Here is a 6,024-nt window from a genome sequence, read left to right on the forward strand (position 1 = left end):
ACGACTTCGACAGTCCCTCGGCCATCAGGGGCGTCTTGCCGCAGGGCGCGGGCTTCGGGAACTTGATGTTCGCGACCTTGTCCTGCACCCGCTCGCCCTCCAGCCCGGAGACGAGCTGCTCGGCCCGGCGCAGCATCTGCTGGGCCGTCGATGCCTTGGATGCCTTGGCGCGGAACTTGTTGGCCTGGCTCGTGAGGGCGTCGGCCTTCTTGACCGCGAGGCTGCGCTCGCGCTTGCGGCGGGCCTCGTCGGCCTCACGCTGCTTGACGTAGGACTTCCAGCCCATGTTGTAGATGTCGATCGTGCCGCGGTTGGCGTCGAGGTACAGGACCTTGTTGACGGTCTCCTCGATGAGGTCGACGTCGTGGCTGATGATCACGACGCCGCCCGAGAAGGTCTTCAGGAAGCCGCGCAGCCACGTGACGGAGTCGGCGTCCAGGTGGTTGGTCGGCTCGTCCAGCAGCAGCGTGTCGGCGTCGGAGAACAGGATGCGGGCCAGCTCGATGCGGCGGCGCTGTCCACCCGACAGGGTCGACAGCGGCTGCTCCAGCACCCGGTCCGGCAGACCCAGGGCGTGCGAGATCGTGGCTGCCTCCGACTCGGCGGCATATCCACCGCCGGCGCCGAACAGCGTGTCGGCGCGAGTGTAGGCCTTCATGGCCTTCTCGGCGATCGCGGGATCCGGCGAGCCCATGTCGATCTCGGCCTTGCGCATCGCCGTCAGCGCCTCGTCGAGGCCGCGGGCACCGAGGATGCGGTCGCGGGCGGTCGTCGCCAGGTCTCCGGACTTGGGGTCCTGCGGCAGGTAGCCGATCTTCCCGGTGGACGTGATGGTGCCCTCGGCCGGCTGGCCGTCGCCGGACAGCATGCGCGTCAGCGTCGTCTTGCCGGCGCCATTGCGGCCGACCAGACCGACCTTGTCGCCCTTGTCGACCCGGAAGGACACATCGGACATCAGGACGCGCGCGCCGAAGCGCAGCTCCACATTGGAGACGGTGAGCATGGGGAACCTTCAGATCGGGTGAGTGCAGGGATCGACGGGGCGCGAGAGGCGCTCGACGTCATTCCCGCTGGTAGAAGCTCACCCGTCCAGTCTACGTCGCCGCTGAGCAGAGGGTTACCGGTCGCGCGGCAGTGCGGTGGTGAGTTGCCTCACCACCGCGACGGGGTCAGCCGATGTTGAAGCCGAGGGCGCGGAGCATCTCGCGGCCGTCGTCGGTGATCTTGTCCGGGCCCCACGGCGGCATCCAGACCCACTCGATGCGGAAGTCGTTGACGATGCCGTCGAGTGCGGCGCGCGTCTGGTCTTCGATGACGTCGGTCAGCGGGCAGGCGGCAGACGTCAGCGTCATCGACAGCACCGTGTTGCTGTGCTCGTCGACATCGGCGCCGTAGACGAGGCCGAGGTCGACGACGTTGATGCCGAGCTCGGGGTCGACGACGTCCTTCATCGCCTCGAGGACGTCTTCCTTCGTCGTCGCGCCGGCGGGTGCCGTGGACACCTCGGGCAGGTCGCTGTGATCGGTGGTCATGTGGGGTCTCCCGTGATCGCTGGGTCTGAAGAAGAACTGGTGACGAGGGCCTGCGAGACGGCGTCCTTCCAGGCCATCCAGCCCAGCAGCGCGCACTTGACGCGGGCCGGGAACTGGGCGACGCCGGCGAACGCGATGCCGTCCTCGAGGACGTCCTCGTCGGGCTCGACCTGCCCCTTGCCCTGCATCAGCTCGGTGAACGAGTCGAGCACGGCCATCCCCTCGGTGACGGACTTGCCGATCACCAGGTCGTTGAGCACCGAGACCGAGGCCTGGCTGATCGAGCAGCCCTGGGCGGCGTACGACACGTCCGCGACGGTCTCGCCGTCGAGGTGCACCCGCAGGGTGATCTCGTCGCCGCACGTCGGGTTGACGTGGTGGACCTCCGCCTCGAAGGGGTCACGCAGTCCGGCCCCGTGCGGGTGCTTGTAGTGGTCCAGGATGATCTCCTGGTAGAGCGAGTCGACGTTCACGGTCCCCCTAGGCTCCGAAGTACTTCTTGGTGTGGTGCAACGCCTCGACCAGCGCGTCGATCTCCTGCTCGGTCGTGTAGAGGTAGAACGACGCACGCGTCGTCGACTGCACGCCGAACCGCAGGTGCGCCGGCTTGGCGCAGTGGTGACCGGCCCGCACGGCGACGCCGCGCGAGTCGAGCAGCTGCGACACGTCGTGCGGGTGGACACCGTCAAGCGTGAAGCTCACCGCGCCCCCGCGGTCGATCGCTTCCTTCGGACCGACGACCGTGAGGCCGTCGATCTCCTGCATCGCGCCCAGGGCGTACGCCGTGATGGCCTGCTCGTGCGCGGCGATGTTGGCCATGCCGATCGAGCTGAGGTAGTCGACCGCCGCACCGATGCCGACGGACTCGGCGATCGGCGGCGTGCCGGCCTCGAACCGCGCCGGCGGCGGGGCGTACGTCGAGCGCTGCATCGTGACGGTCTCGATCATCTCGCCGCCGCCGAGGAACGGCGGCAGCGAGGCCAGCAGGTCGTAGCGCCCCCACAACACGCCGATGCCGGTCGGCCCGACGAGCTTGTGACCCGTGAACGCGACGAAGTCGGCGCCGAGCGCCGCGACGTCGACCGGGATCTGCGGCACGGCCTGCGACGCGTCGACGACGACCAGGGCGCCGACGGCGTGCGCCTTGGCGATGATGACGTCGAGCGGGTTGATCGTGCCGAGCATGTTGGAGACCCACGTGACCGCGACGATCTTGGTCCGCTCGGTGATGAGCGTGTCGATGTCGTCGAGGTCGAGCCGGCCCTCGTCCGTGACGCCGAACCAGCGGAGCGTCGCTCCGGTGCGCTGGGTCAGCTGCTGCCACGGCACGATGTTGGAGTGGTGCTCCATCTCGGTGATGACGACCTCGTCACCGGCCCCGATGCGGGCCTGTCCCCCGACGGGCGTCTCACCGAGGACCCGCGCGACGAGGTTGAGCGCCTCGGACGCGTTCTTGGTGAACACGACCTCGTCGCGGCTCGGCGCGCCGATGAACGCGGCGACCTTGTCCCGGCCGAGCTCGAACGCCGCACTGGCCTCCGCGCCGAGCTGGTGCATGGCCCGGGCGACGTTGGCGTTGTGGTGGCGGTAGTGGTCGTCGATCGCGTCGATGACCTGTCGCGGCTTGTGCGACGTGTTGGCGCTGTCGAGGTAGACCAAGGGCAGGTCCCCGGACAGCCGACGTCCCAGGATCGGGAAGTCCTCCCGGATGCGTGCCACGTCGTACGTGGTCCCCTCGACGACGGTCACAGCGCGGCAGCCTTGACGTACTTGTCGTAGCCGTTGGCCTCGAGCTCGTCGGCGAGCTCCTTGCCGCCCTGGTCGGCGACGCGGCCGGCCACGAACACGTGGACGAAGTCGGGCTCGATGTAGCGCAGGATGCGGGTGTAGTGCGTGATCAGCAGGACGCCACGGTCACCCTGGCCGCTGTAGCGGTTGACGCCGTCGGACACGACGCGCAGGGCGTCGATGTCCAGACCCGAGTCGGTCTCGTCGAGGACGGCGAACGTGGGGTTGAGCAGCTCGAGCTGGGCGATCTCGTGGCGCTTCTTCTCACCGCCGGAGAAGCCCTCGTTGACGCTGCGCTGGGCGAACTCCTTGTCGAGCGTGACCCGCTCGAGCGCTTCGTTGACGTCCTTGATCCAGGTGCGGAGCTTGGGGGCCTCGCCGTCGATCGCGGTCTTGGCGGTGCGCAGGAAGTTGGCGACCGAGACGCCGGGGACCTCGACGGGGTACTGCATCGCGAGGAACAGGCCGGCGCGGGCGCGCTGGTCGACCGACATCGACAGGATGTCGATGCCGTCGAGCGTCACGCTGCCGCTCGTGACCTGGTACTTCGGGTGGCCGGCGATGGAGTAGGCCAGCGTGGACTTGCCGGAGCCGTTGGGACCCATGATGGCGTGGACCTCGCCGGACTTCACCGTGAGGTCGACGCCCTTGAGGATCTCCTTGGCGCCCTCCTCGGTGTCGACCGAGACGTGCAGGTCCTTGATCTCGAGTGTTGACATGTTCAGCTCCTGGGGGTGGAGAGATCGACCATCACGGTGTCTCCCTCGATCTGGGTGGAATAGGTCGGGACGGCCTCGGTGGCCGGGAAGTTGACCGGCTTGCCGGTCCTGACGTCGAAACGCGAGCCGTGCAACCAGCACTCGATCTCGCAGCCCTCGACATCACCCTCGGAGAGGGGGATCGCGGCGTGCGAGCACTCGTCGCGGATCGCGTAGACGTCGTCGCCGTCGCGGACGAGGGCCACCTCGGTGCCGTCGAGCTCGACGGCGAGGACACCCCCGTCGGGGACGTCGACGAGCGATGCTGCGGGGACGTACGTCATGCGCTGAGCCGTCCCACGTGCTCGGCGAGCTCCTCCTCGATCGACTCGACGAGTCGCTCCTGGAGGGACGGGACACCGATGCGGCGGATGATGTCGTTGAAGAAGCCGTGGACGACGAGGCGGCGGGCCTCCTCGGCAGGGATGCCGCGGCTCTGCAGGTAGAACAGATGCTCGTCGTCGAACCGGCCCGTCGTGGACGCGTGGCCCGCGCCCTCGATCTCGCCGGTCTCGATCTCCAGGTTGGGCACCGAGTCGGCCTTGGCGCCGTCGGTCAGCACGAGGTTGTCGTTGCTCTCGTACGTCAGGATGCCCTCGGCCTCCTTGCGGATCAGGACGTTGCCGATCCAGACCGTGTGCGCGTCCTGGCCCTGCAGCGCGCCCTTGTACTCGACGTTGCTCTTGGTACGCGGCGCGGTGTGGTCGACGAACAGCCGGTGCTCGATGTGCTGGCCCTCGTCAGCGAAGTAGACACCCAGCATCTCGACGCTGCCGCCGGTGCCGATGTAGTCCGCCGAGGTGCTGGCGCGCACGACGTCACCGCCGAGCGAGACCACGACGTGCTTGAAGGTCGCGTCGCGGCCGACCCGGGCGTGCTGCGTCACGACGTGGACGCTGTCGTCGTTCCAGTCCTGAACCGTCACGAAGGTCAGCTGGGCGCCGTCCTCGACGACGACCTCGATGTTCTCGGCCCACGTGGCCGAGCCGGCGTAGTCGACGATCACGACGGCCTTGCTGAACTGGCCGGCGCGCACCAGCAGGTGGCCTGCGGCCGCCTGCTCGACGCTGCCGCCGTGGAGCTTGAGCGTCGTGGGCTGCTCGGTCTCGGTGTCGGCCGGGATCGTGATCTCGAAGACCGAGGTCGCGGCGGCCCAGGCACGGGCCGAGACGCGGTCGACCGGGACGTAGCCGGAGGCACCGCGCGCGGAGTCCGCGGTGGGCACCGACACGGCGGTCACGCCGGGAGCGGCGTCGACCTCGATCGTGAAGTCCTCGCCGTCGAGCGGGGCGTCGACGTGCAGGCCGCGCAGGCGCTTGAGCGGGGTGAACCGCCAGATCTCCTCACGCCCCGTCGGGACCTCGTGATCGGCCAGGTCGAACGACCCCTCAGGGTGCAGGTGCGACTCGACCGGGCTGAGCTCGAGAGCCTTGGACAAGTCTTGGATGGCCTCTGGGCCATCTACGAGACGCGCGGTCATCAGCCGACAGCACCTTCCATCTGGAGCTCGATCAGGCGGTTGAGCTCGAGGGCGTACTCCATGGGGAGCTCCTTCGCGATGGGCTCGATGAAGCCGCGGACGATCATCGCCATGGCCTCGTCTTCACGCATGCCGCGGGACATCAGATAGAACAGTTGCTCTTCGCTGACGCGCGAAACCGTGGCCTCGTGGCCCATGGTGACGTCATCTTCACGGATGTCGATGTACGGGTAAGTGTCCGATCGGCTGATGGTGTCCACCAGCAGCGCGTCGCAGCGCACCGTGTTGGCCGAGTGCTTGGCACCCTCACGGACCTGGACCAGGCCGCGGTAGGCAGCGCGGCCACCGCCGCGGGCCACCGACTTGGACACGATCGAGCTCTTGGTGTTCGGCGCGATGTGGACCATCTTCGAACCGGTGTCCTGGTGCTGGCCCTCGCCGGCGAAAGCGATGGACAGGGTCTCGC

The 6,024-nt window shown here is 68.3% G+C and carries 8 protein-coding genes; all 8 read right to left on the reverse strand.

Going from position 1 to position 6,024, the window contains the following annotated elements; genetic code table 11:
* Positions 1–1,003, reverse strand: a 1,003-nt coding sequence (locus JWQ91_RS03405; RefSeq protein ID WP_297780842.1) for an ATP-binding cassette domain-containing protein, incomplete at its 3' end; no start/stop codon positions are given.
* A gap of 166 nt (positions 1,004–1,169) precedes the next feature.
* Positions 1,170–1,532 (reverse strand): metal-sulfur cluster assembly factor, encoded by a 363-nt coding sequence (locus JWQ91_RS03410; RefSeq protein ID WP_297780845.1) that lies wholly within the window; start codon positions 1,530–1,532, stop codon positions 1,170–1,172.
* Complete coding sequence (gene sufU, locus JWQ91_RS03415) at positions 1,529–2,005, reverse strand: Fe-S cluster assembly sulfur transfer protein SufU (protein ID WP_297780848.1); 477 nt, start codon at positions 2,003–2,005, stop codon at positions 1,529–1,531. Before sufU ends, JWQ91_RS03410 begins: the two co-directional genes overlap by 4 nt.
* Positions 2,006–2,012: 7 nt before the next feature.
* The gene (locus tag JWQ91_RS03420) at positions 2,013–3,281 is read right to left on the reverse strand and encodes a cysteine desulfurase (protein ID WP_297780850.1); all 1,269 of its coding nucleotides are present in this window, start codon (positions 3,279–3,281) and stop codon (positions 2,013–2,015) included.
* Positions 3,278–4,039 (reverse strand): Fe-S cluster assembly ATPase SufC, encoded by a 762-nt coding sequence (gene sufC, locus JWQ91_RS03425; protein ID WP_297780852.1) that lies wholly within the window; start codon positions 4,037–4,039, stop codon positions 3,278–3,280. The genes JWQ91_RS03420 and sufC overlap by 4 nt, the downstream gene beginning before the upstream one ends.
* 2 nt (positions 4,040–4,041) lie before the next feature.
* A complete protein-coding gene (locus JWQ91_RS03430) occupies positions 4,042–4,362 on the reverse strand; it encodes a non-heme iron oxygenase ferredoxin subunit (protein ID WP_297780855.1) in 321 nt (106 codons plus the stop codon).
* Complete coding sequence (gene sufD / locus JWQ91_RS03435) at positions 4,359–5,516, reverse strand: Fe-S cluster assembly protein SufD (RefSeq protein ID WP_297780859.1); 1,158 nt, start codon at positions 5,514–5,516, stop codon at positions 4,359–4,361. The genes JWQ91_RS03430 and sufD overlap by 4 nt, the downstream gene beginning before the upstream one ends.
* 41 nt (positions 5,517–5,557) lie before the next feature.
* A partial coding sequence (locus JWQ91_RS03440; protein ID WP_297780861.1) for a SufD family Fe-S cluster assembly protein occupies positions 5,558–6,024 on the reverse strand: 467 nt, incomplete at its 5' end.

Source organism: Aeromicrobium sp., assembly GCF_025965075.1.
Classification (GTDB): Bacteria; Actinomycetota; Actinomycetes; order Propionibacteriales; family Nocardioidaceae; genus Aeromicrobium.

Coding starts and splice junctions, on each gene's coding strand:
- JWQ91_RS03410 (WP_297780845.1), bottom strand. CDS start 1,532: ATGACCACCGATCACAGCGACCTGCCCGAGGTGTCCACGGCACCCGCC.
- sufC (WP_297780852.1), bottom strand. CDS start 4,039: ATGTCAACACTCGAGATCAAGGACCTGCACGTCTCGGTCGACACCGAG.
- JWQ91_RS03430 (WP_297780855.1), bottom strand. CDS start 4,362: ATGACGTACGTCCCCGCAGCATCGCTCGTCGACGTCCCCGACGGGGGT.